Origin of the sequence: Cupriavidus basilensis, assembly GCF_000876015.1 — a bacterium.
In the GTDB taxonomy this organism is placed as follows: Bacteria; Pseudomonadota; Gammaproteobacteria; order Burkholderiales; family Burkholderiaceae; genus Cupriavidus; species Cupriavidus basilensis_B.
The window spans coordinates 138,212-163,579 of record NZ_BBQM01000018.1; the positions used below are offsets into that span (position 1 = coordinate 138,212).

The following is a 25,368-nucleotide window of genomic DNA, read 5'->3' on the forward strand; positions in this document are numbered from 1 at the left end:
ATCGTCTTTATTCGTGCGGTGGCGGACATCACCGCTTGCAGCGATGCGGCCCGCGCCGGGGCGCCATTGTGGCATGGCCGGGGCGAACCTGCCCGGCGGCCGGGCTAGTCTTCCAGGCGGTCGATCGCTTCGCTGGTATCGTGTTCGATCTTCTCGATAAACATCAATTGCCTGGCCGCGCCGCCGGCGGCGGCATCGTCGCCGGCATCGAGCAGCGCGCCGAGCGCCGCGTGGCGCTCGCGCTTCTCGCCGCGCAGCTCGCGCAGCAGCGCGTCGAGGCGCGCCACGTCCCGCCCGGCCACCGCTTCCTGCAGCGCCTCGCGCCATTCCATCTGCTGCATCAGGAACGCGGGCGCCATCGCGGTGTTGCTCTCGGCCTGGATGTCCACGCCGCGCAGCGACAGCAGGTAGATCGCGCGCTTGAGCGGCTGGCGCAGCGTGCGGTAGGCCTCGTTGGCATGCGCGGCCCACTGCATGGCGACGCGGCGCTCGGCGTCGCCGGCGTTGGCGAAGCGGTCCGGGTGCGCCTGCGACTGCACGGTGCGGTAGGCGGTGTCCAGCGCGGCTTCATCCACCGTGTAGGTGGCCGGCAGGCCGAACAGCGCGAAATAGTCGTCTTTCAACACCTTCCCCAAACAAAAAAGAGCGGCTGCGCCGCCCCAGGCTGCTGACGAGGTCAGCTTGCCGTTCGTGGTCTTCCCGGCCCTGTCCCGCGTCGCGGAAAACGGCGGCAAAGGCAGACGCGGGCAAACCCCTCGGCGGGACTGCCCGCCTGGCCGGCGGCTCGCCGCGGTCGCGCGTCAGGCAATCCGGCGGGACGCCGATCCGTGCCGCGCGTTCGGGCGCGGTCCGCGGCCGCATCGCCAGGGCAGGTCATGGCGCATGCGCCATGACCGCAATCGAACCCGGCCACCCGCGGTGCTCGCCGTCCCGATGGGAACCAGCGGCGCCGCGCGCCACGCCTGCCGCCCGGCGGGCGCTCAGACGCGGAACGACTCTCCGCAGCCGCACTCGTCCTTGACGTTGGGGTTGTTGAAGCGGAACCCCTCGTTCAGGCCTTCGCGCGCGAAGTCGAGCTCGGTGCCGTCGATGTACGGCAGGCTCTTGGGATCGACGATCACCTTGATGCCGTGCGACTCGAACACGCTGTCCTCCGGCTGCAGGTCGTCGACGTATTCCAGCTTGTAGGCCAGGCCCGAGCAGCCGGTGGTCTTGACCCCCAGGCGCAGGCCAACGCCCTTGCCGCGGCGGTCCAGGTAGCGCGCCACGTGCTTGGCGGCCTTCTCGGTAAGCGTGATCATCGCTGCTTCATCCCTTGCGTTGAACTCAGGCGGCCTTCTGCTCGGCTGCGCCCACGTGCTTCTTCTTGTAGTCCTCGACCGCGGCCTTGATGGCGTCCTCGGCCAGGATCGAGCAGTGGATCTTCACCGGCGGCAGCGCCAGTTCCTCGGCGATGTGCGTGTTCTTGATCTCCAGCGCCTGGTCCACGGTCTTGCCCTTGACCCATTCGGTCACCAGCGACGACGAGGCGATGGCCGAGCCGCAGCCGTAGGTCTTGAACTTGGCGTCTTCGATCACGCCGGCCTCGTTGACCTTGATCTGCAGCTTCATCACGTCGCCGCAAGCCGGCGCGCCGACCATGCCGGTGCCCACAGCGTCGTCGTTCTTGTCGAACGAACCCACGTTGCGGGGGTTTTCATAGTGGTCGAGAACCTTGTTGCTGTATGACATTTTGGCTACCTCTTGCGTATTTATGGGGTCTTGCTGGGGGCCTCGGCGCTCAGTGCGCGGCCCACTGGATGGAATTCAGGTCCACGCCGTCCTTGAACATCTCCCACAGCGGCGACAGGTCGCGCAGCTTGGCGATCTTGCTCTTGAGCAGCTCGACGGTGTAGTCGACTTCCGCCTCGGTGGTGAAGCGGCCCACCGTGAAGCGGATCGAGCTGTGCGCCAGCTCGTCGTTGCGGCCCAGCGCGCGCAGCACGTAGGACGGCTCCAGCGAAGCCGAGGTGCAGGCCGAGCCCGACGACACGGCCACGTCCTTGATGGCCATGATCAGCGACTCGCCTTCGACGAAGTTGAAGCTGACGTTCAGGTTGTGGGGCACGCGGCGCTCCATGTCGCCGTTCAGGTAGACCTCTTCCATGCCCGACAGGCCGCGCCACAGGCGGTCGCGCAGCATGCGGATGCGCTCGTTCTCGGTGGCCATTTCCTCGCGGGCGATGCGGAAGGCCTCACCCATGCCGACGATCTGGTGCGTGGCCAGCGTGCCCGAGCGCATGCCGCGCTCGTGGCCGCCGCCGTGCATCTGCGCCTCGATGCGCACGCGCGGCTTGCGGCGCACGTACAGCGCGCCGATGCCCTTGGGGCCGTAGGTCTTGTGGGCCGAGAACGACATCAGGTCGCACTTGAGCGTGTTCAGGTCGATGGCGACCTTGCCGGTGGCCTGGGCCGCGTCGCAATGGAAGATGATGCCCTTGGCGCGGCAGATCTCGCCGATCTGCTCGACGTCCTGGATCACGCCGATCTCGTTGTTGACCAGCATCACCGAGACCAGGATAGTGTCCGGACGGAGTGCCGCCTTGAACACGTCGATATCGACCAGGCCGTTGTCCTGCACGTCGAGGTAGGTCACCTCGAAGCCCTGGCGTTCCAGCTCGCGGGTGGTGTCGAGCACGGCCTTGTGCTCGGTCTTGACCGTGATGATGTGCTTGCCCTTGCCCGAGTAGAAATGCGCCGCGCCCTTGATGGCGAGGTTGTTCGACTCGGTCGCGCCCGAGGTCCAGACGATCTCGCGCGGATCGGCGCCCACCAGCGCGGCCACCTGCTCGCGCGCCTCTTCCACCGCGCGCTCGGCGTCCCAGCCGTAGGCGTGGCTGCGCGACGCCGGATTGCCGAACTGCTCGCGCAGGTACGGGATCATCTTGTCGGCAACGCGCGGGTCCACCGGGGTGGTGGCCGAGTAATCCATGTAGATGGGGAAATGTGGGGTGCTCATCGTTATGACTGCCTTTGTTTGGGACCGCAATGCTTGAAGTTGATCTGTCCGGCCGGGTGCTCGCTTATGACTGGGCCAGGCTGAAGACCGAATTCACCACCCGCGGGCGCGCGGGCTTTTCCTTTTCGGGGACCGCGCGCGGCGTGGCCACGGCGTGCGCGGCGGCATCCTCGCGCATGTCGTGCAGCACCGTCGGGCACTTGGCGCGCTGCTGGTCGACCAGGTTCTTCAGGGAAACGGAGTCGAGGTACTCGACCATCTTCTGGTTCAGCGTGGCCCACAGCTCGTGGGTCATGCAGCGTCCGTTTCCTTCATCTCCGTTACAATTGCCCTTGCCGCCGCATTGCGTGGCGTCCAGCGGCTCATCGACGGCGATGATGATGTCGGCAACCGTGACGTCCTCGGCCTTGCGCGCGAGGCTGTAGCCGCCGCCCGGGCCGCGCACGCTCTCCACGATCTCGTGGCGGCGCAGCTTGCCGAACAGCTGTTCCAGGTAGGACAGGGAGATTTTCTGGCGCTGGCTGATACCGGCCAGCGTAACGGGACCCTGATCCTGGCGCATGGCCAGGTCGATCATGGCGGTTACCGCGAAGCGGCCTTTGGTAGTCAGTCTCATGATGCCGGGGAATACTTGATCATTTTGGTCGAGTATAAAGATCCCGACTAATTCAGTCAAGTACCCCTACTGCATTGCATCAACGCCGCCTCAGGCGCGCTCCTCGCCGGCCGGCACGGCCTGCCCGGCCGTGCGCGGCGGGACGATCAGCGACCACGGGTGCTTCAGGATGCGCCGCCGCACGGCCGACACCACCGCGCGCCGGTCGACGCGCCGCAGGCTGCGTGACCGCAACGCCATGTTGAACGCCAGCGCGAAGCTCACCGCCACGTTCAGCAGCCCCATCAGCGCGATCCCCGCCACCGCCAGCCATAGCGCCGGCATGCGCAGCGCGTCGAAGCCCAGCACGCCGATCGCCGCGCCCACCGCGCCGGTCGACAGCGTGACGTGGCGCACCTCCATGTGCGGCCCGAAGAAGCTCAGGATCTCCGGCCCCAGCCCGAGCAGCAGGCCCAGCGACACGTTGGCCGCGATGCCGGACATGTTGCGCTTGCAGAAATCCGCCAGGCGCATGGCGCCGGCCGCGCCCAGCACGTAGCGCAGGCGGCGGTTGTAGGCCATCACGTCGTGCACCTTGTGCAGCGCGAACCAGTTGTCGGCCCAGCCCGCCACCAGGCTCGACAGCCACAGCAGCACGCCGGTGAAGATCGCGTACAGCGGCGTGGGGCCGAGGATGGAGAACGATCCGATGGTGTCGATGGCCTTGGCCGGCGTGATCAGGTTGGCGCCGAGGACGCGGTTGGCCAGCCACTGGATGCCGAGCGCCACCGGGAACACCAGGGCCAGGTTGCCGAAGATGGCGGCGGCGTTGGAGCGGATCATGGCGATGGTGTCGTCGACGAACGCCTCGCGCCCTTCCGGCTTGCCCGCCGCGTCGAGCCGGTGCGCCAGCGCCGGGCCGGTCATGGCGGGCTGCTTGGTGGCCAGCGTGAAATGCGCGAAGTGGATCACCAGGAAGCTGCCGGCATAGTTGAACGAGGCCAGCAGGCCCTCGGCGAACTTGTCCAGGTGCAGCCCGTAGATCAGGAACTTGAGATAGACCGTGGCCGCCGTGATCAGGCCGCCGCCGGCCGCCGCGCGCATCAGCTCGCGGTATTCGCGGCGGTCGCGCGTGATGTAGTGCTCGCCGCTCTCGGCCGAGCGCTCGACCACCTTGCGCGCGAGTTGCGAGAACGACGAGCCGGCCAGGTGGGCGATGCTGCGGCGCGCCTGCGTGGAGCGGATCAGCGCGGCGATCAGGTGCGCGTGGCGGCCCGGACGCTGCGGCTCGACCCAGGTCGCCAGCAGCAGCTCGATGCGCGCCAGCCGCACCTTCATGCGCTCGATCTGGAACACCACCTCCACCGAGACGCCGTTCTCCTCCAGGTCGTCGTAGACGCGCTGCGCCGCCTGGTGGCAGCCGTCGAGCAGCGCGCGGAAATAGTTCAGGCGGTGCGCGAAGGCCTCGCCGCCGGCCGCGTCGTCCTCGCACAAGGCCTCGATGGCGCTGTCGAGGCGGAAAAACGGCGTGTCCTGCACGCGCCCCTTGAGGCGCGAGCGGATCGACTGGCTCAGGCCGGTGGCGCGCACCTGGCTGACCAGCACCTGGATGCTGGTGGCGAGCGTGCGGTCGAAGCGGTCCCATTCGGGCGGCGCGGCGCCGGCGGCCTCGCCCGCCGACTCCTCGCCCGCGCGCAGCATGGCCGCCAGCCGTTCGAGCAGGTCGGCGTCGAGCGACTCGACCCAGTCGGCATCGTTGTCGTCGATGAACAGCAGCGCGAACAGGCCGGCGAGGTCGCCGCGGTTGGGCGGCGGCGGCAGGACACGCGCCTGCAGGCGGTCCAGCATCTCGCCCCAGAAGCCCGGATGGGAGGCCACGCCGGTGTCGCACAGCAAGGCGGTCGGGTCGTTGTCGCGCACCAGCGAGCGCACCGTGCGCGCCACGCGCGCGGCCATCTCCGGATTGCGCCCCAGCACCTGCAGCAGGTAGCGCAGCCGCACGTGCTCGCGCCGGCTCTTGCGGCTGTTGTCGGCCACCACGCCCTCGGCGCCGGGCAGGCCGTCGCGCCGGATCCAGTAGCCCAGCTCGATCAGCCAGCCGTTGCGGTCCGCCAGCGGCGCCTCCGGATCCGCGGCGGCCAGGATCGCGTCGAGTTGCAGGCTGGCATTGCGCGACTCGCGCCATTTGCGGAACAGGGAACGGAACATGGCACCTCGTGAAAATGGGAAAAACGGCCGGCGCACTTGCCGGGCAATTCGTGCATGCCACGCAAGCCGCGCGCGCGCCTCAGCCCGCCGCGTCCAGGCCCCTGGCGCGCAGCATGGCAACCACGCCGTCGCAGGCGTCCTCCACGTAGTCGAGCACGCGCTCGAAGCCGTCGCCCTCGCCGTAGTACGGATCCGGCACCTCGTCGGCGTCGTGCCGGGTGGCGAAGCTCATCAGCAGGCGCAGCCGGTCGCGGCTGCCGGGCGGGCACAGCGCGCCGAGCGCCTGCAGGTTGTCGCGGTCCATCGCCAGCACGAGGTCGAAGCGCGCGAAATCGGCCGACGTGGCCAGGCGCGCGCGCTGCGCGGAGAGATCGTAGCCGCGCGCCAGCGCATAGCGCTGCGCGCGCGTGTCCGGCGCGCGGCCGACGTGGTAGCCGTGCGTGCCGGCGGAATCGAGCTCGACCGCGCCGTCCATGCCGGCCGCGCGCAGCTTGGCGCGCAGCACGCCCTCGGCGGTCGGCGAACGGCAGATATTGCCCATGCAGCACATGAGAATCGAGAATGTCTTTGTCGGCATGCTGAATCCAGCCTCCTGATCGGTCGGCGCCCGGCGCGCGGAGAGCGGATTTTACCCGCCCGCGGCGACAGGCCCGCGTGGCGTGCCGGATCGGGCCGGGCGGCCCGCGGCGCGCGGCCCGGCGCCGGCCAGGCTGCGCGGCGGCGGCGGAAAAGCAGCGAAGAAGCGGCAAAAAAACGGCGGCGGCAGCGAACCGGCGGCGGCGCAAGAAAAGCAAAAAAGGTGACGCAACGGTTCCTCCACCCGCATAATGCCTGCGGTGAACCATCGCTTCAGCCCCCTCCCCGCCTCCGGCGCCTTGCTGTGCGGCGCGCTCCTGTGCGGCGCTCTCTTGTGCGCGGGCCCCGCGCGCGCCGAGCCTTCCGCCGAAGCCGCCACGGCGGCCGGCAACGCGGCCGCCGTGGCCGGCTGCGCCAACATGCTGGCCGTCATCGAGCGCAGCCTGGAAGAAGAACTCGGCAAGGCCTGCGCGGCACCCGCCTCGATCCCGGCCGCCGCCACCGCCTGCGCGGCGCAGCAGGAACCGCTGCGCGCCATCGCGGACTACATCGGCAAGCGCCGCGCGGCCGACGCCGATGCGTGCGAGACGCTGCTGGAAGTCAACAAGCGCCTGCGCACGCTGCCGCCCAAGAGCTAGCCCGGCGCGGCGCGGCCCTGGAGCCGCGCGCTCAGGGCAGCTTGGCCGCCAGCACGTCCAGCTTGTTGATCGACGGCGGATCGGCGAACAGGTCCGGCGCTTTCGCCATGAGGGCCTCGGCCACCTTGCCGGAGAGATGGGCGTCGCGCCCGGCCTCGTCCGAAAAGGCATCGAAGATGCCGTACGTGGACGGCCCGAGCTTGAGCGCGAACCAGGCCGTGGTGCCGGTTTCGGCCTGCACCAGCGGCAGCCCGCCGAGCAGGAACGCCTCGACTTCCTTTTCCTTGCCGGGCTTCGCATGCAGCGGAACCCACAGCGCGAACTTGACCATGACGCACCTCTTCATCACCGTCCGGGATTCCAACTATAGACGGTGAGCGAGGCCGCGAGACGCCTCAGGAAGCCGCCGCGGCGGGCGGCAGGTGTTCGCCGTCGCCGCTGGCGCCGAACACCTGGCGCTTGAGCTTGGCGAGCTGGTCGCGCACCTGGCCGGCCTGCTCGAACTCGAGGTTCTTGGCGTGCTCGAACATCTGCTTCTCGAGCCGCTTGATCTCCCTGGCGACCTGCTTCTCGCTCATGTCCTCGTAACGCGCGCGCTCCTCGGCGGCCAGCAGCTCGGCCTTGACCTCGCCCGGGTCGTAGACGCCGTCGATGATGTCCTTGATGCGCTTGACCACGCCGCGCGGCACGATGCCGTTGGCCTCGTTGAAGGCGATCTGCCGGGCGCGGCGGCGCTCGGTCTCGCCGATGGCGCGCTTCATCGAGTCGGTCATGCGGTCGGCGTACAGGATCGCCGTGCCGTTGACGTTGCGCGCGGCGCGGCCGATGGTCTGGATCAGCGAGCGCTCGGCGCGCAGGAAGCCTTCCTTGTCGGCGTCGAGGATCGCCACCAGCGACACCTCGGGAATGTCCAGCCCCTCGCGCAGCAGGTTGATGCCGACCAGCACGTCGAAGGTACCCAGGCGCAGGTCACGAATGATCTCCACGCGCTCGACGGTGTCGATGTCCGAATGCAGGTAGCGCACCTTGACGCCGTTCTCGGTCAGGAACTCGGTGAGCTGCTCGGCCATGCGCTTGGTCAGCGTGGTCACCAGCACGCGCTCGCCGATCTCGACCTTGGCGTGGATCTCGGACAGCAGGTCGTCCACCTGCGTGGTGGCCGGGCGCACGTGGATGATCGGGTCGACCAGCCCGGTCGGCCGCACCACCTGCTCCACCACCTGGCCCGCGTGCTCGTTCTCGTAGTTGGACGGCGTGGCCGAGACGAACATCACCTGGCGCATCTTGCGCTCGAATTCCTCGAACTTGAGCGGGCGGTTGTCGAGCGCCGACGGCAGGCGGAAGCCGTATTCCACCAGCGTGGTCTTGCGCGCCTTGTCGCCGTTGTACATGCCGTTGAACTGGCCGATCAGCACGTGCGACTCGTCGAGGAACATCAGCGCGTCGGGCGGCAGGTAATCGACCAGCGTGGGCGGTGGCTCGCCGGGCCGGGCGCCGGACAGATGCCGCGAGTAGTTCTCGATGCCCTTGCAGAAACCGAGCTCGGACAGCATTTCGAGGTCGAAGCGCGAGCGCTGCTCGAGCCGCTGCGCCTCCACCAGCCGGTTCTCCTTGTAGAAGAAATCGAGCCGCTCGCGCAGCTCGACCTTGATGTCCTCGATCGCGCGCAGCACGGTCTCGCGCGGGGTCACGTAGTGGCTCGACGGATAGACCGTGAAGCGCGGGATCTTCTGGCGCACGCGCCCGGTGAGCGGGTCGAAGAACTGGAGCGAGTCGATCTCGTCGTCGAACATGTCGACGCGTACCGCCAGCTCGGCGTGCTCGGCCGGGAAGATGTCGAGCGTGTCGCCGCGCACGCGGAAGGTGCCGCGCTGGAAGTCGGTCTCGTTGCGCGTGTACTGCATGGCGATCAGGCGCGCGATCACGTCGCGCTGGCTGATCTTGTCGCCCGCGCGCAGCGTCAGGATCATCTTGTGGTACTCGGACGGGTTGCCGATGCCGTAGATGGCCGAGACCGTGGCCACGATGATGGTGTCGCGCCGCTCCAGCAGGCTCTTGGTGGCCGACAGCCGCATCTGCTCGATGTGCTCGTTGATCGAGGAATCCTTCTCGATGAACAGGTCGCGCTGCGGCACGTAGGCTTCGGGCTGGTAGTAGTCGTAGTAGCTGACGAAATACTCGACCGCGTTGCGCGGGAAGAACTCGCGGAATTCCGAGTACAGCTGCGCCGCCAGCGTCTTGTTGGGGGCGAACACGATGGCCGGGCGGCCCAGGCGGGCGATCACGTTGGCCATCGTGAAGGTCTTGCCCGAGCCGGTCACGCCCAGCAGGGTCTGGAACGAGAGGCCGTCCTCCACGCCCTCCACCAGCTGGCGGATCGCCTCGGGCTGGTCGCCGGCGGCCGGATAGGGCTGGTAGAGCTGGAACGGGGAGCCGGGAAAGGTCGCGAACTTCTCTTCGTCCAGCGCGGGCGCGACTTCAACAAGATTCGACATAGGGCTGGCAGCGGAAAAGTAAGGGAAAACCTCAGGAAAACGGATGGATACGCTAGAATCTTGGGGTTGGCGGCCAGGTATCAAGATGGGGGCCGCCGCACTCTCCAGCGCAGTCCGGAGCATTCTACGCCCTCCCGTTTTGTTACATAGCTGACCACGAGATCCCAAATGAGTTTGTTTTCTGCCGTCGAGATGGCCCCGCGCGACCCGATCCTGGGCCTGAATGAAGCCTTCAATGCCGATACCCGTGCCACCAAGGTCAATCTGGGTGTCGGCGTGTACTTCACCGACGAAGGGAAAATCCCCCTGCTGCGCGCCGTGCAGGAAGCCGAGAAAGCCCGCCTGGCCACCGCGACGCCGCGCGGCTACCTGCCCATCGAAGGCATCGCCGCCTACGACCAGGCCGTGCAGACTCTGCTGTTCGGCAAGGAATCGCCGCTCATCACCGAAGGCCGCGTGGTGACGGCGCAGGCACTGGGCGGCACCGGCGCGCTGAAGATCGGCGCCGACTTCCTCAAGCGCCTGTATCCGGACGCCAAGGTCGCCATCAGCGACCCGAGCTGGGAAAACCACCGCGCCCTGTTCGAGGCGGCCGGCTTCCCCGTGGTCAACTATGCCTACTACGACGCGCCCAGCCACGGCCTGAACTTCGCCGGCATGGTCGAGTCGCTCAAGTCCTACCCGGCCAACACCATCGTGGTGCTGCACGCGTGCTGCCACAACCCGACCGGCGTCGACCTGTCGCCCGAGCAGTGGAAGCAGGTGGTGGAGCTGGTCAAGGAACGCAACCTGATCCCGTTCCTCGACATGGCCTACCAGGGCTTCGCCGAGGGCATCGAGCCGGACGGCGCCGCGGTGCGCCTGTTCGCCGAGTCGGGCCTGCCGTTCTTCGTCTCGAGCTCGTTCTCGAAGAGCTTCTCGCTGTACGGCGAGCGCGTCGGCGCGCTGTCCATCGTGACCACCGGCAAGGAAGAAGCGCAGCGCGTGCTGTCGCAGGTCAAGCGCGTGATCCGCACCAACTACTCCAACCCGCCCACGCACGGCGGCACCGTGGTGGCGACCGTGCTGAACAGCCCGGAACTGCGCGCCATGTGGGAGCAGGAACTGGGCGAGATGCGCGACCGCATCAAGCTGATGCGCCACGCGCTGGTGGACAAGCTGGCCGCCAAGGGCGTGCCGGGCGACTTCTCCTTCGTCAAGGCCCAGCGCGGCATGTTCTCGTACTCGGGCCTGACCTCGGCCCAGGTCGACCGCCTGCGCACCGAGCACGGCATCTACGCGGTCGGCACCGGCCGCATCTGCGTGGCCGCGCTGAACAGCCGCAACATCGACGCGGTGGTCGACGCGATCGCGGCCGTGCTGTAATTCGCGGCAAAAAGCGATGAAAAGGCGACTTCGGTCGCCTTTTTCGCGCCCGGACTCAATTTTTTACGATCTTTTCCGATCTGTAATGGAGCGGTACCGGCTTTGTCCTATTGTCTTTTTCCGGTGCGGGCGTACCTTAGGGTATATGCTGCATCGCACGATCGTTCGCAAACGCGCATAATCCACCGCAGTCGGTAACACGTTGGCAACGTGAGCAGCATGAATCGTGGTTTCATCACATTTATAACGTCAAGGCGTTGAATTCCCGCTTCGCCCCCCAGCCTGATAGGTATCCGTCATGCTTTACCAGCTGCATGAGTTCCAGCGCTCGATGCTGCACCCGCTGACCGCGTGGGCGCAGGCCACGGCCAAGACCTTCACCAATCCCCTCAGCCCGCTCTCCCTGGTCCCCGGCGCCACCCGCCTGGCCGCCGGCTACGAGCTGCTGTACCGGCTCGGCAAGGAATACGAGAAGCCGTCGTTCGACATCAAGTCGGTCCGCTCCAACGGCCGCGAGATCCCGATCGTCGAGCAGACCATCGTCGAAAAGCCGTTCTGCAGGCTGGTGCGCTTCAAGCGCTATGCCGACGACCCCGAAACCATCAAGCTGCTCAAGGACGAGCCGGTGGTGCTGGTGTGCGCGCCGCTCTCGGGCCACCACGCCACGCTGCTGCGCGACACCGTGCGCACGCTGCTGCAGGACCACAAGGTCTACGTGACCGACTGGCTCGACGCGCGCATGGTGCCGGTCGAGCACGGCCCGTTCCACCTGGCCGACTACATCCACTACATCCAGGACTTCATCCGCCATATCGGCGCGGACAACCTGCACGTGATCTCGGTCTGCCAGCCGACCGTGCCCGTGCTCGCGGCGATCTCGCTGCTGGCCTCGGCCGGCGAGAAGACGCCCAGGACCATGACCATGATGGGCGGCCCGATCGACGCGCGCCGCAGCCCCACCGCGGTCAATTCGCTGGCGACCAACAAGTCGTACGAGTGGTTCGAGAACAACGTGATCTACACCGTGCCGGCGAACTACCCGGGCCACGGCCGCAAGGTCTATCCCGGCTTCCTGCAGCACGCCGGCTTCGTGGCAATGAACCCGGACCGCCACCTGTCCTCGCACTACGACTACTACCTGAGCCTGGTCGAGGGCGACTCCGACGACGCCGAAGCCCACGTGCGCTTCTACGACGAATACAACGCCGTGCTCGACATGGCGGCCGAGTACTATCTGGACACCATCCGCGAGGTCTTCCAGGAATTCCGCCTGGCCAACGGCACCTGGGAAATCGACGGCGAGGCGGTACGCCCGCAGGACATCAAGGGCACCGCGCTGCTGACCATCGAGGGCGAGCTGGACGACATCTCGGGCGCCGGCCAGACCGCCGCCGCGCACGAGTTGTGCGCCGGCATCGCCAAGACGCGCAAGCAGCATATCGTGGCGCCCAAGTGCGGCCACTACGGGATCTTCTCCGGCCGCCGCTGGCGCCAGGACATCTACCCCGAGCTGCGCGACTTCATCCTGAAGTACCGCTGATCCCGCTGAACCGCCGCCGGCGCGCCGGCGGCAAGAAGGCAAAACGCCCGCATCGGATGCGGGCGTTTTTTCATGCGGTGACGCGCGCGGCGGCGGGCCTCAGCGCTTTTCCAGGTAGGACAGCAGCATGTCGGTGTGCAGCTCGGCAAAGCGCGCGTGCTCGTCCTGCGAGGCCACGTCGCGGCCGATCACCGCGCTGATGGTGTAGCGGTTGGACAGCAGGTAGTAACCCAGCGCCGAGATCGTCAGGTAGAGCTGCGGCACGTCCACGTCGTCGCGGAACACGCCCTGGCGCTGGCCGCGCTTGACGATGTCGGCCAGCACGTTGACGATCGGGTTGACCAGCTGGTGCAGCTGCGTGGACTTCTTCAGGTGGCGCGCCTCGTGCAGGTTCTCGCTGTTGACCAGGCGGATGAACTCCGGGTTGCGGTAATACCAGTCCCAGACGAAGCGGGCCAGCGTGCGCACCGCGGCCACCGGGTCTTCGTCGACGATGTGCAGTTGCTCCTCGGCGGCGCGGAATTCCGCGTACTGGCGCTCCAGCACGGCGAGGAACAAGCCCTCCTTGCTGCCATAGTAGTAATACAGCATGCGCTCGTTGGTCTCGGCGCGCCGCGCGATCTGGTCGACGCGCGCGCCAGCCAGGCCGCCCTTGGCGAATTCCTCGGTCGCCGCGTCGAGAATACGGCGGCGCGTACCCTCTGGGTCCCGCTTCGTTCTGGTTTCGTTTTGCATGCGACGGCTGAAGAATCGTTGCGCGGGATTATGGCATAGGGCGGCAGGCGCCCGGCCCCGCGAAGCTGCGCCGCATCATCGCGCGTTTCTGCGCCGCAACGAAATCGGGGATAATCCCTGCCGCGCAGCCGTTCCGGCGGGCCGGGCCACCGGCCGGACATGAGAACGGCGCCCCGCCGTCCCCGCAAACCCGCAAATGCCGCTGTGACTGCCATTCCGCAAACCCTCGCCGACCGGCTCGAAGCCCTGCTGCCGCAGACCCAGTGCACCAAGTGCGGCTTCGACGGCTGCCGCCCCTACGCCGAAGCCCTGGCCGCCGGCGAGGCCGACTGCAACCGCTGCCCGCCCGGCGGCGCCGAAGGCATCGGCCGCCTGGCCGCGCTGCTCGGCGCGCCGGCGCCGGCGCTGGACCCGGCATGTGGCATCGAGCAGGCGCGCGCGGTGGCCCGCATCGACGAAAGCCTGTGCATCGGCTGCACGCTGTGCATCCAGGCCTGCCCGGTCGACGCCATCGTGGGCGCGCCCAAGCAGATGCACACCGTGCTGGCCGACTGGTGCACCGGCTGCGACCTGTGCGTGGCGCCCTGCCCGGTCGACTGCATCGCCATGATCCCGGTCACGCCCGGGCGCACCGGCTGGGCCGCGTGGTCGCAGGCGCAGGCCGACGAGGCCCGCGCGCGCTACGTGGCGCGCCGCGCCCGGCTGGTGCGCGAGCGGGAGGAAAACGACGCCCGCCTGGCCGCCAAGGCCGCCGCCAAGCTCGAGGCGCTGCAGGCCGAGACCGCGCAGAGCGAGGAAGAACGCCTGGCCCAGGCGCGCAAGCAGGCCATCATCCAGGCCGCCATCGAGCGCGCGCGCCTGAAGCAGCAGGCCGTCAAGCCGCGCAACACGGAAAACGTCGCGCCCGCCGTGCAGGCCCAGATCGACGCCGCCGAGGCGCGCCGCGCCAGGGCCGGCCTCGCCGCGCCGGACCCGGCCGGACCCGCACCCGACACCAACCCAGCCCACAAGGACGAATGAACGCCGCCAAGTGCCGCGCCCTGTTCGAAACACTGCGCGAAGTCAATCCGGCCCCGGCCACCGAACTGGAATACAGCTCGCCGTTCGAGCTGCTGATCGCCGTGCTGCTGTCGGCGCAGGCCACCGACGTGGGCGTGAACAAGGCTACCCGCAAGCTCTACCCGGTCGCGCACACGCCCCAGCAGATCCTCGACCTCGGCGAGGAAGGGCTGATCGGGTACATCAAGACCATCGGCCTCTACAAGACCAAGGCCAGGCACGTCATGGCGACCTGCCGCATCCTGGCCGAGCAGTACGGCGGCGAGGTGCCGCGCGACCGCGCGGCGCTGGAAGCGCTGCCGGGCGTGGGCCGCAAGACCGCCAACGTGGTGCTCAACACCGCCTTCGGCGAGGCCACCATCGCCGTCGACACGCACATCTTCCGCGTGGCCAACCGCACCGGGCTGGCGCCGGGCAAGAACGTGCAGGTGGTGGAGCACAAGCTGCTCAAGGTGGTGCCGCAGGAATTCCTGCACGACGCGCACCACTGGCTGATCCTGCACGGGCGCTACGTCTGCAAGGCGCGCAAGCCCGAGTGCTGGCACTGCGCGATCGAGCCGCTGTGCGAGTTCCGCGAGAAGACCGAGGCGCCCAGCATCTAAGCAGCGTCCGAACGGCGCCCGCAATGCAGAAAGGCCCCCGCGGGGGCCTTTGCTTCTTGCCGCGAACCGGAACGCCGGTCTCAGACGATGCGGCAGGCCTCGTCGAACGACAGGCGCGGGCCGCGCGGGAACAGCTTGTCCGCCTCGCCGTAGCCCAGGTTGCACAGGAAGTTGACCGACCACTTGCCGTCGGGGAAGAAGGCGGCGTTCACCTTGGCGGCGTCGAAGCCGGCCATCGGGCCGCAGTCGAGGCCGAGCGCGCGCGCGGCCAGGATGAAATAGCCGCCCTGCAGCGAACCGTTCATGAGCGCGTCACGCGCGATCTTTTCCGGCTGGCCGGCATACCACGCGCGCGCGTCGGCATGCGGGAACAGCTTGGGCAGCTGGTCGTGGAAGGCGTTGTCGAACGCGATGATGGCCGTCACCGGCGCCGAGCGGGTCTTCTCCGTGTTGCCGGCCGAGACGCATTCGACCAGGCGGGCCTTTTCCGCGGCGCTCCTGACGAAGACGATGCGGGCCGGCGAGCCGTTGGCGGCGGTCGGGCCGAACTTCATCGCCTCGTAGATCTGGTGGAGCACGGCATCGTCCACCTGGCGGTCCTGCCAGACGTTGTGGGTGCGGGCATCGGTGAACAGTTGGGCGATGGCGGCCTGGTCGATCGGTTTCATGCGTCGGTTCCTGAGCGGGAGGAGGAGAAGGAGGAGGAGGTAAGAGCCGGATTGTAGCGAAGACCGCGCTTTCCCTCTGCAAGCGATTTGAGCGGACGATTCAATTCTGTTGCATCTTTTGCCGCGCCTTCTGTTGCGCCCGCGCGGAGGCGGCGGCGCAGGCGCGGCAAGCGGACATGGCGGCACCTGGACGGAAACGCCCGGCAGGCGCCCTGCGGCGCCATCCGCGCTCGTTTACAATGGCGCCACCATGTTCAATCCCTCCCGCGAAGAAGTCCGCCGTTTTTTCTGCGAAGCCTGGCAGAAGCAGCGCGCCGGCAGCGTCCTCACCCCGCTCGAAGCCATTGCCGTCGACTGGATCGGCGAGCATCCCGAATACCAGGACCTGCTCGCCGACACCGAGGGCGCGCTGGGCCAGGACTACACGCCCGAAGGCGGCCAGACCAACCCCTTTCTGCATCTGGCCATGCACCTGTCGATCGCCGAGCAGGTCTCGATCGACCAGCCGCCCGGCATCCGCGGCGCCTACGAGGCGCTGGCGCGGCGTCTGGACTCGCCGCACGAGGCCCATCACCAGGTCATGGAATGCCTGGGCGAAATGCTGTGGCAGGCACAGCGCAGCGGCCTGCCGCCCGACGGCGAGCAATACATCGCCGCCGTCCAGCGCCGCGCCACGCGCTAGGCCGGCGCCGCCCGCCGTCGCGGCGGATAACGGCGGCGGCGAATGGTGGCAGACAACGGCGGCGCACAAATCATCACAAATTGCGCGTGCCGGGCATGATAGGCTCTACCGCGTCGCAATCACCCGCCGCGCATGCGTCACCCGCCCCCCGGAGTCAGGGAACGCAGGCCGCCTTCATCCCATGCCGCCTTTCTCGCGCAAAGCCCGGGCCGCCGGCTCCGGCGCGCACCGGCGCCGGCCCGCACCGGCCGCGCCCGCCCTTCTGTTCTCGCTGATGCTGGCGGCGGCCTGGCCGCTCCAGGGCCGCGCCGCCATCGCGCTGCTGCAGCCGCCCAAGGTGGTCGACGGCACCCGGCCGCTGACCCTCACGCTGCTGGTCAGCGCCGACAAGGCCAATCGCGCGTTCCTGGTGCCGCAGACCATCGAGGTGGTGGCTTCGGCCGACCTGCAGGCGCCGGTGCGCCTGCACATGGAGCGCGCCACGCCCGGCCCCGCCACGGTCCGGCTGCGCCAGGGCGAGCACCGCATCATCGAATACAGCGCGACCGTGCCGCCCACGCTGCGCGGCCTGGTGCGGCTCGACGCGGTCGACATCGACGCCGCGCCGGTGCTGGTCACGCTGAACCGCGCGCCCGGCCCGGCGGAGGCGCCGGCGGCCCCGGCACCGGCACCCGCGGCCGCCGTGGCCACCTCGCTGGCACCGGCCGACGACGGCCGCGCCCCGGCGCCGGTCGTGCCGGTCGTGCCGGTCGTGCCGGTGGCCGCCGCGGCCGAGCCCGCGCCGGTGCAGGCCGACCTGCGCGACCAGGGCCGCCTGACCTTCCACGAACCGATGTATTTCATGGCCGGCGGGCACGGCGGCGCCAATGCCAAATTCCAGCTCAGCTTCAAGTTCCGCGTGTTCCAGGGCGAGAACCCGAACTCGCGCAGCCTGCTCGACAACCTGTATTTCGGCTATACGCAGTTCTCGCTGTGGGACCTGGCCTCGGACTCGCACCCGTTCCGCGACACCAACTACCGGCCGAGCCTGTTCTATTACCTGTCAGATACCGGCGTGCACAACCGCGCCATCAGCCGGCTGTCGGTGGCGGCGGGCCTGGAGCATGAATCGAACGGCCTCGACGGCGACCGCTCGCGCAGCATCAATACCGTGTTCGTCAGGCCGACCCTCTACCTGGGCGACCTGACCGACTGGCACTGGAGCGCGTCGCCCAAGCTGTACTACTACGTGGAGAAGAGCGACAACACCAACATCGCCAGCTACCGGGGCTACATGGATCTCAAGCTGGCCTACGGCAAGGCGGATTCGTGGGAGTTCGCCGCCACCCTGCGCAAGGGCACGCAGAAGTACTACGGCAGCGTGGACGCGGCCGTGACCTACCCGCTCGCGCGGCTGGTTCCGGGCACGGCGGGCTACCTGATGGCCGGTTATTTCATCGGCTACGGCGAGAGCCTGCTGGACTACAACCGCAAGCTGCCGTGGCAGTTCCGCCTCGGCTACGCGCTGTCGCGCTAGCGCCGCCGGCGCTCAGCCGGCCAGCGGCTTGCCGCCGGCCTTGAGGCGGGCGTTGCCCACCGCCGCGGCGAACTGGCCGTGGCCATGCCAGCCGGTGGCGCGGCCCAGCTTCTTGCCCTTGTGGAAAAACATGAAGACCGGGATGCCGTGCAGGCCGAAGCGCCGGCCCAGCTCCGGGTGCGCGTAGACGTTGGCGTGCAGCCAGTGCAGGTCGAGCGCGCGCACCGGCTCGGGATTGGCCAGCATGGCCTTCTTCGCCATCTCGCAGTTGAAGCAGTCCACGCCCCAGAAGAACACGCAGACCAGCTTGTCGCCCGCCGCGGCGATGGCGGCGTCGATGTCGTCGCCATTGACTTCGCGCATGCCGAACGCCTCGAAGGCGCGGTGATCCTGGTGCGGGGCCTCGGCGCCGGTGGCCTGGTCGGGGGATGTGGACATCGGTCTCTCCATCAATGGAAAACGCCCGGGCCAGAGCGGCACCGGGCGTTGCTCGTGCCAGCCGGACGGGCGGACAGCGAAAGGGACTGCGGCGGTTACTTGGGCGCGGACACCGTCACCAGCGCCGGGCGCAGCACGCGGTCGGCGATCATGTAGCCGCGCTGCAGCACCGACACCACGGTATTGGGCTCCTGCGGCGCCGGCACCATCGAGATGGCCTGGTGGCGATGCGGGTCGAACTTCTCGCCGACCGGGTTCAGCTCGACGAGCTTGCCCTTCTCGAAGGCGCTGGTGAGCTGGCGCGCGGTCAGCTCGACGCCTTCGCGCAGCTTGGCGATGTCGCCCGAGCCGTCGGCCAGCGCGGCCTGCAGGCTGTCCATCACCGGCAGCAGGTAGTCGGCGAAGCTTTCGATGGCGAACTTGTGCGCCTTGGCGACGTCTTCCTGGGCGCGGCGGCGGATGTTCTCGCCTTCGGCGGTCGCGCGCAGGAACAGGTCATAGTTTTCCTTGGCCTTGGCTTCGAGCGCGGCCAACTGGGCGGCCACGCCGTCCGCGGCGGCGTTCTCGGCCTGCGCGGCCGGCGCGTTGTTCAGCTCCTCGCCGGCGGCCTCGGGCGGCGTCGTGTTGGATGGCGTCTGCTTCTGTTCTTCCATGTCGATCCGTTCTGATACAAGGACGCGGCCGGCCTGCGCCGGCCACGGGTGGTAAATCGGCAAATGTAGCCTGCAATTGGTGACAGGCTTCCGGTTTTTCAAGAGCGCACCGTGTCGGTGCGGTGAAACACATGGTTACAAAGAGGCGGGCACCGAAATAGGGGCCATATTGCTTTGCTGCAACGCACCCTCTAAGATGAAAGTGTACAAAAATGACAAAAATAACGGGGTCGAAGATGCATCACAAGTCGGGCCACTCTCGAAAGGTTAGCCATGCATAAGCTGCCTGTTCTGACGGTCTTCCTTCTCGCCGCATTATCGGTGATGACAGTCTTCATCTGCCTCTCCGGCGCCTTCACGCCGCGGGATACCGAATACGGCAGTGGCAAGGCGGTTTTCAAGCATTACATCGTTCCCTTCGTTCGCTGACCAGCCAGTGAGCCGCGGCGCCGCATGCGCCGGCGCGCGCCTCACTGCCCGATGCCGTCGAGCAGGCGCCGGTCGCGCTTGGTCGGCCGGCCCTGCAGCCGCGACGCCGGCTCCGTGTTGACCCGCCGGTTTTCCGCCTCCTCCCGCCGCCGCGCCTGGCTTGCCTCGGTTTCCGCGTAGAGCGTCTGCGCCACCGGCGCCGCGCCGCGCGCGCCCGCGATCCCCCTGACCACCAGTTCCCAGCGCTGCTGGTGCGCTTCGAGCACGACCGTGTCACCGGGCCTGACCTCGCGCGAGTTCTTGCACGGCTGGCCGTTGACCCGCACCTTGCCGCGCTCCACGGCCTCGGCCGCCAGCGAGCGGGTCTTGAAGAAACGCGCGCACCACAGCCATTTGTCGATGCGCAGGCGGGCATCCGCCTCGAAAGATACGTTCATGCTGTCATCTCCTTGCCACGAAGCGCGCCTCAGGCCGCCGCGCCGCGCATCTGCGCCTGGCTGCGGCGCGCCTCCAGCTCGTGCGGGTGCGGCAGCCGCAGCGGCCAGCCCTGCAGGTGCTGCAGGGCGATCTCCGCCAGCCCGGCGATCCAGGACTCGGCGTCGTTGAGGCAGGGAATGTAGTGGAAAACCTTGCCGCCGGCCACCTGGAATTCGGAACGCCCTTCCATGCCGATCTCCTCGAGCGTCTCCAGGCAGTCGGCCGGGAAGCCCGGGCAGAACACGTCGACGCGGCCCGTGCCGACCTTGCCCAGCTCCCGCAGCGTCGGCGCCGTGTACGGCTGCAGCCATTCCGCGCGCCCGAAGCGCGACTGGAACGTGACCTGGTACTGGCCCGGCTGCAGGCCCAGCGCCTCGCCCAGCAGGCGGCCGGTCTTGAGGCATTCGCAATGGTAGGGATCGCCCAGTTCCAGCGTGCGCCGCGGCACCCCGTGGAACGACAGGATCAGCCGGTCGCCGCGCGCGAAATCGGGCGTGCCGTGCTGCGCCCAGTATGCGCCCACCTGCTGGTGCAGGGCAGCGATATAGGACGGATGGTCGTGAAAATGCTTGACCAGCCGCAGCTCTGGCTGGTTGCGCCACTGCGCCAGCACGCGGAACGCCTCGTCGAACGCCGTGGCCGTGGTGCTGCCCGAATACTGCGGGTACAGCGGCAGCAGCAGGACGCGCTCGGTGCCCTGGCGCCGCAGCGCCTCGAGCACCGAGCCGATCGACGGATTGCCGTAGCGCATCGCGCACGCCACCGTCACTTCGTGGCCGTGCTGGTTGAGCAGCAGTTGCAGCGCGTGGGCCTGGCGCTCGGTGTGGACCAGCAGCGGCGAGCCGGTCATGTGCGCCTCGCGCAGCCACACCGACTCGTATTTCATGGCCGAGGCGCGCGAGCGCAGCGGCAGGATGAAGCCGTACAGGATCGGCAGCCAGGCCGCGCGCGGGATCTCCACCACGCGCGGATCGGACAGGAACTGCCGGAGATAGCTGCCGACGGCCTTCGGGGTCGGCGCGTCCGGGGTGCCGAGATTGATCAGCAGGACCGCCGTGCGCGGCGCCTGGCCGTGCTGATAGGCCGGTTCGGGAGTAGTCGTCATGGTGTTTCCGGTGTGGCGGGGCGGGCCGCGGCGAACGCGCGCGGCCGCCGGGTCGCGCCGGGCTGGCGGGCGCAACGGCACTGGCAGCCGGTGAGACCCGCCGGACCCCGCACTAGTTCTGGCTCAGCGCGCTGGACAGCAGCCGCGCCGTGATGTCGACGATCGGGATCACCCGTTCGTAGGCCATGCGGGTCGGCCCGATCACCCCCAGCGTGCCGACGATCTGGCCGTCGACCTCGTAGGGCGCGGTGATGACCGCCATGTCCTCGAGCGGCACCAGCTTGCTCTCGCCGCCGATGAAGATCTGCACGCCCTGCGCATGGCTGGAGACGTCGAGCAGCTTGAGCAGGCCGGTCTTGTGCTCGAACACGTCGAACAGGCGGCGCAGCTTTTCCATGCTGGAGGACAGGTCCTCCACCTCGAGCAGCTTGCGCTCGCCGGAGATGAAGACGTGGTTGTCCTCTTCCTCGGCCATCGCGCTGCTGCCGGCCTCCACCGCCGCCTGCATCAGCTGCGACATGTCCATGCGCAGCGCCCGCAGTTCGCCGCGCAGGTGGTCGCGCACGTTGTCGAAGCTCATGCCGGCATAGTGCGAGTTGATGAAGTTGGCGGCCTCGACCAGCTGCGACGGCGTGTACGGCAGCTCGGTCTGGATGATGCGGTTCTGCACGTCGCCCTCGGGCGTGACGATGATCAGCAGGATGCGCTTGTCCGACAGCCGCATGAATTCGACCTGGCGGAACGCCTGCGCGCGCCGCGGCGTCATCACCACGCCGGCGAAATGCGACAGGTTGGACAAGGTGTGCGCCGCCGAGGTGATCATGCGCTGCGGCCCGAGCTGCTGGCCGTGCAGCTGCCCCTGGATCTTGCCGGCCAGCTCGGCCAGGTTGAGCGCGCTGTCGAGCGGCTGGGCGGTCAGCATGGTGTCGACGAACAGCCGGTAGCCGCGCGGCGTCGGGATGCGCCCGGCCGAGGTGTGCGGGCTGGTGATGAAGCCCATCTCCTCCAGGTCCGACATCACATTGCGGATGGTGGCCGGCGACAGGTCGAGCCCCGAGTATTTCGACAGGGTGCGCGAGCCGACGGGCTGCCCCTCGGCGATATAGCGCTCGATCAGCGTTTTGAGAAGCGTTTTGGCACGTTCATCCATGATGCACCCGATTTTACGCAAGTTTTCCCGGTTCGGGCGGCTGGCGCGCACCGGCGCGCGCCCGCGTGCTGACAATGGTCACGGCGGTATGGTCTAATCCGGGCATGTCATCGCTCCCCAAGCCCGCCGCCGCGCGCGCCCCCTTCCGCACCGTCGCCCTGATCGGCAGGTACGCCACCGCCGGCATCGAAGGCCCGCTGGAAGAACTGGCCGCCTGCATCCTGAAGAACGGCCAGGACGTCGTGTTCGAACGCGAGACCGCGCTGGCCACCGGGCTGACCGACTACCCTTCCCTGCCGCCCGGCGAGATCGGCAAGCATGCCGACGTCGCCGTGGTGCTGGGCGGCGACGGCACCCTGCTGGGGCTGGCGCGCCAGCTCGCCGGCTTCCCGGTGCCGCTGATCGGCGTCAACCACGGGCGGCTCGGCTTCATGACCGACATCCCGCTCGAGAACGTGCAGTCGGTGCTGCCCGACATGCTGGCCGGGCGCTACGAATCCGAGACCCGCATGCTGCTGGAGTCGCAGGTGGTGCGCGACGACGGCGTGATCTTCTCCGCGCTGGCCTTCAACGACGTGGTGGTCAACCGCTCCGGCATCTCCGGCATGGTCGAGCTGGCGGTCTCGGTGGACGGCTACTTCATGTACAACCAGCGCTCGGACGGCTTGATCGTGTCCACGCCGACCGGCTCCACGGCCTACGCGCTGTCGGCCGGCGGCCCGATCCTGCATCCCACGCTGTCCGGCCTGGTGCTGGTGCCGATCGCCCCGCACGCGCTGTCGAACCGCCCGATCGTGCTGCCGCACGACGCCGAGGTGTCGATCGAGGTGGCCACCGCGCGCGACGCCAGCGTCAACTTCGACATGCAGTCGCTGACCTCGCTGCTGCCCGGCGACCGCATCGTGGTGCGGCGCTCGGCCAAGACCGTCCACCTGCTGCACCCGCTCGGCTACAACTATTACGCCACGCTGCGCAAGAAGCTGCACTGGCACGAGTACCCGAGCGAAGACAACCGGCTCTGATGCGGCCCCGAACGACCCGGAACGATCCAACCCAGACCCTGACCCGTCGCCCACGATGCTGCGCAGCCTGTCCATCCGCGATTTCGTCATCGTCGATAGCCTCGACCTCGACTTCTCCCCGGGCTTCACCGTCTTCACCGGCGAGACCGGCGCCGGCAAGTCGATCCTGATCGACGCGCTGGCCCTGGTGCTGGGCGAGCGCGCCGACGCCGGCGTGGTGCGCGAAGGCGCCGCCCGCGCCGGCATCAGCGCCACCTTCGCCACGCCGCCCGGGCTCGACGCCTGGCTGGCCGAGCACGACCTCACCGGCGACGAAGGCACGGTGCTGCTGCGCCGCACGGTCGACGCCGGCGGGCGCAGCAAGGCCTTCATCAACGGCGCCGCCGCCACGCTCGGCCAGCTGCGCGAGATCGGCGACCGCCTGGTCGACATCCACGGCCAGCACGCCCACCAGTTGCTGCTGCGCCCGGACGCCCAGCGCCTGCTGCTCGACGCCCACGCCGGCCTCACCGCGCAGGCCGGCGCCGTGGCCGAAGCCTGGCGCTCGTGGCGCGCCTGCGTGCGCCAGCGCGAAACCGTGGAGCACCGCTCGCGCGAGATGGCGCTCGAGCGCGAGCGCCTCGAATGGCAGGTCGGCGAGCTGGAAAAGCTCGCGCCGCAGCCCGGCGAATGGGAAGACACCCAGGCCGAATACAACCGCCTGTCGCACGCCGCCGGCCTGATCGAAGGCAGCCGCGCCGCGCTCGAGGCGCTCTCCGAGGCCGACGGCTCGGTACTGTCCACGCTCAACGGCGTGGTGCAGCGCCTGCGCCAGCTCGCCGACGTCGACCCGGCCCTGGGCGACGTGCTGGCCGCGCTCGACCCGGCCCAGGTGCAGGTCGAGGAAGCCGCGCACTCGCTCAACCGCTACGTCGACCGGCTCGACCTCGACCCCGAGCGGCTGCAGGTGGTGGAGGCGCGCATGCAGGCGCTGCACACCACCGCGCGCAAGTACCGGCTGCCGCCCGAGCAACTGCCCGACGAGCTGCTGGCACGGCGCCAGCAGCTCGACGACCTGCAGTCGGCCCAGGACCTGAACAAGGCGATGGCACGCGAGGCCGCCGCGCGCGCCGCCTACCTGACCATCGCCCAGCACCTCGGCGCGGCGCGCAAGGTGGCCGCCGAGAAGCTCTCGGCCGGCGTGACCGAGGCCATGCAGGGCCTGTCGATGGCCGGCGGCAGCTTCGCCGTGGCGCTGCACCCGCTCGAGGAAGGCCAGAGCCACGGCCTCGAGCAAGTCGAATTCCTGGTCGCCGGGCATGCCGGCGTGAGCGCCCGCCCGCTGGCCAAGGTGGCCTCCGGCGGCGAGCTGGCCCGCATCAGCCTGGCGATCTCGGTCATCACCAGCGAGGCCGCGCCCACGCCGACCCTGATCTTCGACGAAGTCGATACCGGCATCGGCGGCGCGGTGGCCGAAGTCGTTGGCCGCCGCCTGCAGGAGCTGGGCCGCGCGCGCCAGGTGCTGTGCGTGACCCACCTGCCGCAGGTGGCCGCGCAGGCCGGCACGCACCTGCTGGTCAGCAAGGAAACCAGTGAGGGCGGCCCGGCCGGCTCCGTCACCCGCTCGCGCATCCGCGCGCTCGATGCCGCCGGCCGCGTGGTCGAGACCGCGCGCATGCTCGGCGGCACCACGGTGACGGCCACCACCATGCAGCACGCCGAGGAAATGCTCGCGCAAGGCGCGCGCGGCGGCGCCGGCGCGGCCCGCGAGCCGCGCCGCACGCGCCGCGCCGCCAGTTGACCGCGCCCCGTCCTCCGGCCCCGTAACCATTCAGGAGTCTCCCATGTCCATCGGCACGCAGCCGCTCTCCCGCAAGCCGGCCCGCCCGCTGCGCCTGACCATCCTGTGCGGCGCGCTGGCCCTGCTGGCGCTGGCCACGCTGAGCGCCTGCCAGGCCCAGCGCCCGTCCGCGCCGGCCAGCAGCCTCAACGCCGACCGCGCCGTCGGCGACATCATGGTGCGCTTCACCGCGCCGCCCGTGACCGCCTCGGAAGACGCCGGGCGCCTGGTGGAATCCATCGCCGGGCCGATCCGCTTCGTGGTCAAGCGGCCCATGTCGGGCGGCGTCTGGCTCGTCACCGCGATCTCCGCCTCGGCCGACGCCACGCTCGACCAGGCCGTGGCCACGCTGCGCGCGGCGCCGCGCATCGAGACCGCCGAGCCCGACCGCGTGCTCAAGCCCAACCGCACCCAGCCGGCCAGCCGCGACATGCGGCCCGACTGAGAAAAACGGTTTGCTGTAGTCGAATGCCCGCGCTCGGGCGTTGAAGTACCTTGAAAAAGCTTGGTCGCAGTAACCGAGGTTTCCGGCGCATCCGCGCACAGGCAATTCCGGAGCGTCCCAGGGGTGCTCCACCGCGGTCGGTCCGACGCGGAC

27 protein-coding genes are annotated in these 25,368 nt (G+C 68.8%); 11 read left to right on the forward strand and 16 right to left on the reverse strand.

Annotated elements, in window-relative coordinates; translation table 11 throughout:
* Positions 1–104: 104 nt before the first annotated feature.
* From hscB to KF708C_RS19300, 7 genes are all read right to left on the reverse strand, one after another.
* A complete protein-coding gene (gene hscB, locus KF708C_RS19270) occupies positions 105–623 on the reverse strand; it encodes a Fe-S protein assembly co-chaperone HscB (protein WP_059412947.1) in 519 nt (172 codons plus the stop codon).
* Between the two features lie 357 nt (positions 624–980).
* Positions 981–1,301, reverse strand: a complete 321-nt coding sequence (gene iscA / locus KF708C_RS19275) for an iron-sulfur cluster assembly protein IscA (RefSeq protein ID WP_020201433.1) — start codon at positions 1,299–1,301, stop codon at positions 981–983.
* Between the two features lie 25 nt (positions 1,302–1,326).
* Positions 1,327–1,731 (reverse strand): Fe-S cluster assembly scaffold IscU, encoded by a 405-nt coding sequence (gene iscU / locus KF708C_RS19280; RefSeq protein WP_020201432.1) that lies wholly within the window; start codon positions 1,729–1,731, stop codon positions 1,327–1,329.
* A 49-nt stretch (positions 1,732–1,780) separates the two neighbouring features.
* Complete coding sequence (locus KF708C_RS19285; RefSeq protein WP_269432163.1) at positions 1,781–3,004, reverse strand: IscS subfamily cysteine desulfurase; 1,224 nt, start codon at positions 3,002–3,004, stop codon at positions 1,781–1,783.
* 58 nt (positions 3,005–3,062) lie between these two features.
* On the reverse strand, positions 3,063–3,614 hold the full coding sequence (iscR, locus tag KF708C_RS19290; protein WP_029043269.1) for a Fe-S cluster assembly transcriptional regulator IscR: 552 nt from the start codon (positions 3,612–3,614) through the stop codon (positions 3,063–3,065).
* Positions 3,615–3,704: 90 nt separating this feature from the next.
* The gene (locus tag KF708C_RS19295) at positions 3,705–5,801 is read right to left on the reverse strand and encodes a site-specific recombinase (RefSeq protein ID WP_059412948.1); all 2,097 of its coding nucleotides are present in this window, start codon (positions 5,799–5,801) and stop codon (positions 3,705–3,707) included.
* A 79-nt stretch (positions 5,802–5,880) separates the two neighbouring features.
* Positions 5,881–6,378 (reverse strand): low molecular weight protein-tyrosine-phosphatase, encoded by a 498-nt coding sequence (locus KF708C_RS19300; RefSeq protein ID WP_231586535.1) that lies wholly within the window; start codon positions 6,376–6,378, stop codon positions 5,881–5,883.
* A 331-nt stretch (positions 6,379–6,709) separates the two neighbouring features.
* On the opposite strand from KF708C_RS19300, the gene KF708C_RS19305 reads away from it, so the two are divergent.
* Positions 6,710–7,015, forward strand: coding sequence for a hypothetical protein (locus KF708C_RS19305; RefSeq protein WP_020201427.1), 306 nt, complete (start codon positions 6,710–6,712; stop codon positions 7,013–7,015).
* Positions 7,016–7,046: 31 nt separating this feature from the next.
* Here KF708C_RS19305 and KF708C_RS19310 read toward each other — a convergent pair whose 3' ends face one another.
* Together KF708C_RS19310 and uvrB are read right to left on the reverse strand one after the other, a co-directional pair.
* Positions 7,047–7,346 carry a putative quinol monooxygenase gene (locus KF708C_RS19310; RefSeq protein ID WP_059412951.1) on the reverse strand — a complete coding sequence of 100 codons (300 nt, stop codon included), beginning with the start codon at positions 7,344–7,346 and terminating at the stop codon, positions 7,047–7,049.
* A gap of 64 nt (positions 7,347–7,410) precedes the next feature.
* A complete protein-coding gene (gene uvrB / locus KF708C_RS19315; RefSeq protein ID WP_020201425.1) occupies positions 7,411–9,510 on the reverse strand; it encodes an excinuclease ABC subunit UvrB in 2,100 nt (699 codons plus the stop codon).
* A 168-nt stretch (positions 9,511–9,678) separates the two neighbouring features.
* On the opposite strand from uvrB, the gene KF708C_RS19320 reads away from it, so the two are divergent.
* Entirely contained in the window at positions 9,679–10,875 is a 1,197-nt protein-coding gene (locus KF708C_RS19320; RefSeq protein WP_059412952.1) for an amino acid aminotransferase, read from the forward strand.
* Between the two features lie 298 nt (positions 10,876–11,173).
* Positions 11,174–12,415 (forward strand): polyhydroxyalkanoate depolymerase, encoded by a 1,242-nt coding sequence (locus tag KF708C_RS19325; protein ID WP_020201423.1) that lies wholly within the window; start codon positions 11,174–11,176, stop codon positions 12,413–12,415.
* 99 nt (positions 12,416–12,514) lie between these two features.
* Here the strand turns inward: KF708C_RS19325 and KF708C_RS19330 are convergent, their stop codons facing one another.
* Positions 12,515–13,150 carry a TetR/AcrR family transcriptional regulator gene (locus tag KF708C_RS19330; RefSeq protein ID WP_020201422.1) on the reverse strand — a complete coding sequence of 212 codons (636 nt, stop codon included), beginning with the start codon at positions 13,148–13,150 and terminating at the stop codon, positions 12,515–12,517.
* A gap of 159 nt (positions 13,151–13,309) precedes the next feature.
* On the opposite strand from KF708C_RS19330, the gene rsxB reads away from it, so the two are divergent.
* Positions 13,310–14,170 carry an electron transport complex subunit RsxB gene (gene rsxB, locus KF708C_RS19335; protein WP_231586536.1) on the forward strand — a complete coding sequence of 287 codons (861 nt, stop codon included), beginning with the start codon at positions 13,310–13,312 and terminating at the stop codon, positions 14,168–14,170.
* Positions 14,167–14,811, forward strand: a complete 645-nt coding sequence (nth, locus tag KF708C_RS19340) for an endonuclease III (RefSeq protein WP_020201420.1) — start codon at positions 14,167–14,169, stop codon at positions 14,809–14,811. The genes rsxB and nth overlap by 4 nt, the downstream gene beginning before the upstream one ends.
* Positions 14,812–14,891: 80 nt before the next feature.
* Here nth and KF708C_RS19345 read toward each other — a convergent pair whose 3' ends face one another.
* Positions 14,892–15,479, reverse strand: a complete 588-nt coding sequence (locus tag KF708C_RS19345) for a malonic semialdehyde reductase (RefSeq protein WP_020201419.1) — start codon at positions 15,477–15,479, stop codon at positions 14,892–14,894.
* Positions 15,480–15,729: 250 nt separating this feature from the next.
* Between KF708C_RS19345 and KF708C_RS19350 the strand changes: the two genes are divergently transcribed.
* Positions 15,730–16,161 carry a DUF1841 family protein gene (locus KF708C_RS19350; RefSeq protein ID WP_020201418.1) on the forward strand — a complete coding sequence of 144 codons (432 nt, stop codon included), beginning with the start codon at positions 15,730–15,732 and terminating at the stop codon, positions 16,159–16,161.
* A 181-nt stretch (positions 16,162–16,342) separates the two neighbouring features.
* Entirely contained in the window at positions 16,343–17,677 is a 1,335-nt protein-coding gene (locus KF708C_RS19355) for a phospholipase A (RefSeq protein WP_059412954.1), read from the forward strand.
* 12 nt (positions 17,678–17,689) lie between these two features.
* Here KF708C_RS19355 and KF708C_RS19360 read toward each other — a convergent pair whose 3' ends face one another.
* Both KF708C_RS19360 and grpE read right to left on the reverse strand, forming a co-directional pair.
* The gene (locus KF708C_RS19360) at positions 17,690–18,115 is read right to left on the reverse strand and encodes a thioredoxin family protein (RefSeq protein ID WP_082079646.1); all 426 of its coding nucleotides are present in this window, start codon (positions 18,113–18,115) and stop codon (positions 17,690–17,692) included.
* 95 nt (positions 18,116–18,210) lie between these two features.
* Positions 18,211–18,768 carry a nucleotide exchange factor GrpE gene (gene grpE, locus KF708C_RS19365; RefSeq protein WP_059412955.1) on the reverse strand — a complete coding sequence of 186 codons (558 nt, stop codon included), beginning with the start codon at positions 18,766–18,768 and terminating at the stop codon, positions 18,211–18,213.
* 273 nt (positions 18,769–19,041) lie between these two features.
* Between grpE and KF708C_RS36480 the strand changes: the two genes are divergently transcribed.
* The gene (locus tag KF708C_RS36480) at positions 19,042–19,197 is read left to right on the forward strand and encodes a hypothetical protein (RefSeq protein WP_020201414.1); all 156 of its coding nucleotides are present in this window, start codon (positions 19,042–19,044) and stop codon (positions 19,195–19,197) included.
* Positions 19,198–19,238: 41 nt separating this feature from the next.
* Here the strand turns inward: KF708C_RS36480 and KF708C_RS19370 are convergent, their stop codons facing one another.
* The 3 genes from KF708C_RS19370 to hrcA form a co-directional block, all read right to left on the reverse strand.
* On the reverse strand, positions 19,239–19,634 hold the full coding sequence (locus tag KF708C_RS19370) for an RNA-binding S4 domain-containing protein (protein WP_059412956.1): 396 nt from the start codon (positions 19,632–19,634) through the stop codon (positions 19,239–19,241).
* Positions 19,635–19,663: 29 nt separating this feature from the next.
* On the reverse strand, positions 19,664–20,779 hold the full coding sequence (gene hemH, locus KF708C_RS19375; RefSeq protein ID WP_020201412.1) for a ferrochelatase: 1,116 nt from the start codon (positions 20,777–20,779) through the stop codon (positions 19,664–19,666).
* Between the two features lie 112 nt (positions 20,780–20,891).
* A complete protein-coding gene (gene hrcA, locus KF708C_RS19380) occupies positions 20,892–21,929 on the reverse strand; it encodes a heat-inducible transcriptional repressor HrcA (protein WP_020201411.1) in 1,038 nt (345 codons plus the stop codon).
* A gap of 104 nt (positions 21,930–22,033) precedes the next feature.
* On the opposite strand from hrcA, the gene KF708C_RS19385 reads away from it, so the two are divergent.
* From KF708C_RS19385 to KF708C_RS19395, 3 genes are read left to right on the forward strand one after another with little or no spacing between them, the layout of a single operon-like run.
* Entirely contained in the window at positions 22,034–22,951 is a 918-nt protein-coding gene (locus tag KF708C_RS19385; protein ID WP_020201410.1) for an NAD kinase, read from the forward strand.
* 55 nt (positions 22,952–23,006) lie between these two features.
* Positions 23,007–24,731: a DNA repair protein RecN gene (gene recN, locus KF708C_RS19390; protein WP_059412957.1), complete on the forward strand. Its 1,725-nt coding sequence runs from the start codon at positions 23,007–23,009 to the stop codon at positions 24,729–24,731.
* 43 nt (positions 24,732–24,774) lie between these two features.
* A complete protein-coding gene (locus KF708C_RS19395; protein ID WP_020201408.1) occupies positions 24,775–25,215 on the forward strand; it encodes a hypothetical protein in 441 nt (146 codons plus the stop codon).
* The last annotated feature ends 153 nt before the right edge of the window (positions 25,216–25,368 follow it).